Source organism: Streptomyces sp. NPDC058375 (genome assembly GCF_042723425.1).
GTDB lineage: Bacteria > Actinomycetota > Actinomycetes > Streptomycetales > Streptomycetaceae > Streptomyces > Streptomyces durocortorensis.
Window position 1 is genome coordinate 1 of record NZ_JBHXJG010000439.1, and the last position, 2992, is coordinate 2992.

Below are 2992 nucleotides of genomic sequence, written 5' to 3' on the forward strand. Positions count from 1 at the left end.
CACCCTCGTGTGTCCGGCCCGTAGTGCGTCCGTTGGGCATCCGATGTGCGTCCGCCCACAGTGGAGCCCCGCAGGTCAACAGCGAGTTGACGGCTGTTCTCGGGGCGTGGTGGACTGCCGGAGCCATTTACGGCGACAGCAGAGGAAGCCGGTGCGAATCCGGCGCGGTCCCGCCACTGTCACCGGGGAGCACTCCCCCACACCGGACGTCACGGCCCGCGGTACGCGGGCTGGAAGGCCGGGGGAACTGCGGATCCGGGAGCCAGGAGACTCTCGTCGTCGGTCACGTCGAACCAGGGCGCGGACCCTGAGTGAGGACCTACGCCATGCCCGGCCGCCGTGCGCCGTTCCCTGTGCCGCTTCCTGTGCCCCTCCGTGCCGGAACGCCTCTTTCCACGACGGGCTGAGCCGTGCGTGCCGATCGCATCTTCGCGTACGGCGCCACGGCGGGGATGGTCGCCGACGCACTGCTCGGCGATCCCCGGCGGGGCCACCCCGTCGCCGGATTCGGCCGCGCCGCGGCGCACGTCGAGTCCCTGCTGTGGCGTGACGACCGTGGCCGGGGCGCGCTGCACACCCTCGTCTGCACCGGAGGCGCCGTGGGGGCCGCCACGCTGACCGCCGGCGCCGTACGGGGACGCCCCGCGCTCGCCGTCGCGCTGACCGCCGCCACCGCCTGGTCCGTCGTCGGCGGTACGTCGCTGGGGCGGGAGGCCCGCGCCATCGGGGGCGCGCTGGCCGCCGGGGACCTGGAGGCGGCCCGGGAGCGGCTCCCCCATCTGTGCGGGCGTGATCCGCACTCCCTGGACGGGCCGGGGATCGCCCGCGCGGTCGTCGAGTCGGTCGCCGAGAACACCTCGGACGCCGTCGTCGGCGCGCTGGTGTGGGGGGCGATCGGCGGAGTGCCGGGGCTGGTCGGGTTCCGGGCGGTGAACACGCTGGACGCGATGGTCGGCCACAAGTCGCCCCGCCACCGCCGCTACGGCTGGGCCTCTGCCCGCCTGGACGACGTGGCGGGGTGGCCGGGCGCCCGGCTGACGGCCGCGCTGGCCGTGGTGGGCGGCGGGCGGCCCTCTCAGGCCGTACGCGCCTGGAAGGCCGACGCGCACCGCCACCCGAGCCCGAACGCGGGGCCGGTGGAGGCCGCGTTCGCGGGGGCGCTCGGCGTACGGCTGGGGGGCACGCTCACGTACGCGGGGCGCGTCGAGCACCGGCCGGTGCTGAACGGGGCGGCCGGGCGGGACGTGCGGGGCGCGGACATCGAGCGCGCGGTGCGGTTGTCGCGCCGGGTGAGTGCGCTGGCGCTGGGGGTGTGTGTGGTGGGCCGATTGGCTGCGGGCAACCTGGCCGCCCGGCGGTCGGTCGCGGGGCGGAAGCGGGGGCGGGGATGACAGGCGTGGGCGCGAGCGGTACGGCATCGAGCAGTGCGGTACGGGAACGGGGGCGGGCATGAGCGGCGGCGGGCTGTTGGTCGCGGGGACCACGTCGGATGCGGGCAAGAGCGTCGTCACGGCCGGCATCTGCCGCTGGCTGGTGCGCCGGGGCGTCAAGGTCGCGCCGTTCAAGGCGCAGAACATGTCGCTGAACTCCTTCGTGACCCGCGAGGGAGCGGAGATCGGTCGGGCCCAGGCGATGCAGGCGCAGGCCGCCCGGGTGGAGCCGACGGCGCTGATGAACCCGGTGCTGCTGAAGCCCGGCAGCGACCGGTCCAGCCAGGTCGTCCTGATGGGAAAGCCGGTCGGCGAGATGAGCGCCCGGGGGTACCACGGGGGCCGTCAGGAGGCGCTGCTCGGCACGGTGACCAGCTGCCTGGAGGAGCTGCGGTCGACGTACGACGCGGTGATCTGCGAGGGCGCCGGGTCGCCGGCCGAGATCAACCTCCGGCGCACCGACATCGTGAACATGGGCATCGCGCGGGCCGCCCGCTTCCCCGTGCTGGTCGTCGGGGACATCGACCGGGGCGGGGTCTTCGCCTCGTTCTTCGGGACGACGGCCCTGCTGAGCGCGGAGGACCAGGCGCTGGTCGCGGGCTACCTGGTGAACAAGTTCCGGGGCGACGTCTCGTTGCTGGAGCCGGGGCTCGACATGCTGTACGGGCTGACCGGGCGGCGGACGTACGGGGTGCTGCCGTACGCCCACGGGCTCGGCATCGACGAGGAGGACGGCCTGCGGGTGTCCCTGCGCGGTGCGGTGCGGGAGTCGGTCGTCGCGCCGCCCCACGGCGAGGATGTGCTGCGGGTCGCGGTCTGCGCGGTGCCGTTGATGTCCAACTTCACGGACGTGGACGCGCTGGCCGCCGAACCGGGCGTCGTCGTGCGGTTCGTGGACCGGGCGGAGGAGCTGGCCGACGCGGACCTGGCGATCGTGCCCGGGACGCGCGGGACAGTGAAGGCGCTGGCCTGGCTGCGTGAGCGGGGGCTGGCGGACGCGCTGGTGCGCAGGGCCGCGGAGGGCCGACCGGTGCTGGGGATCTGCGGCGGGTTCCAGGTGCTCGGTGAGCGGATCGAGGACGAGGTGGAGTCGCGGGCGGGGGCCGTGGACGGGCTGGGGGTCCTTCCCGTACGGATTCGCTTCGACCGGGACAAGACGCTGGCGCGGCCGGTCGGTTCGGCGCTGGGTGAGCCCGTGGAGGGATACGAGATCCACCACGGGGTGGCCGACGTACGGGGCGGGGAACCGTTCCTGGACGGCTGCCGGGTGGGGGCGGTGTGGGGGACGCACTGGCACGGGTCGCTGGAGAGCGACGGTTTCCGGCGGCGGTTCCTGGTGGAGGTGGCCCGGGCCGCGGGGCGGCGGTTCGTTCCTGCGCCGGATACGAGCTTCGGGGTGCTGCGGGAGGAGCAGCTGGACCGGCTCGGGGATCTGGTGGAGGAGCATGCGGATACGGATGCGTTGTGGCGGTTGATCGAGGGTGGGGCGCCGACGGGGTTGCCGTTCGTGCCGCCGGGGGCGCCTTCGGTGCCGGGTGCGGGTGCTCCGGAGAGCCGGGGCG

The 2992-nt window shown here is 74.7% G+C and carries 2 protein-coding genes and 1 riboswitch; both genes read left to right on the plus strand.

Features of this window, described 5'->3' with window-relative positions:
• Positions 1-140: 140 nt before the first annotated feature.
• Positions 141-273, plus strand: a riboswitch (cobalamin riboswitch).
• Between the two features lie 137 nt (positions 274-410).
• Positions 411-1391, plus strand: a complete 981-nt coding sequence (locus tag ACFWM7_RS34740; RefSeq protein ID WP_383268622.1) for a cobalamin biosynthesis protein — start codon at positions 411-413, stop codon at positions 1389-1391.
• A gap of 58 nt (positions 1392-1449) precedes the next feature.
• Positions 1450-2992 (plus strand): cobyric acid synthase (locus tag ACFWM7_RS34745; RefSeq protein WP_383268625.1); only part of this gene is annotated, 1543 nt, incomplete at its 3' end.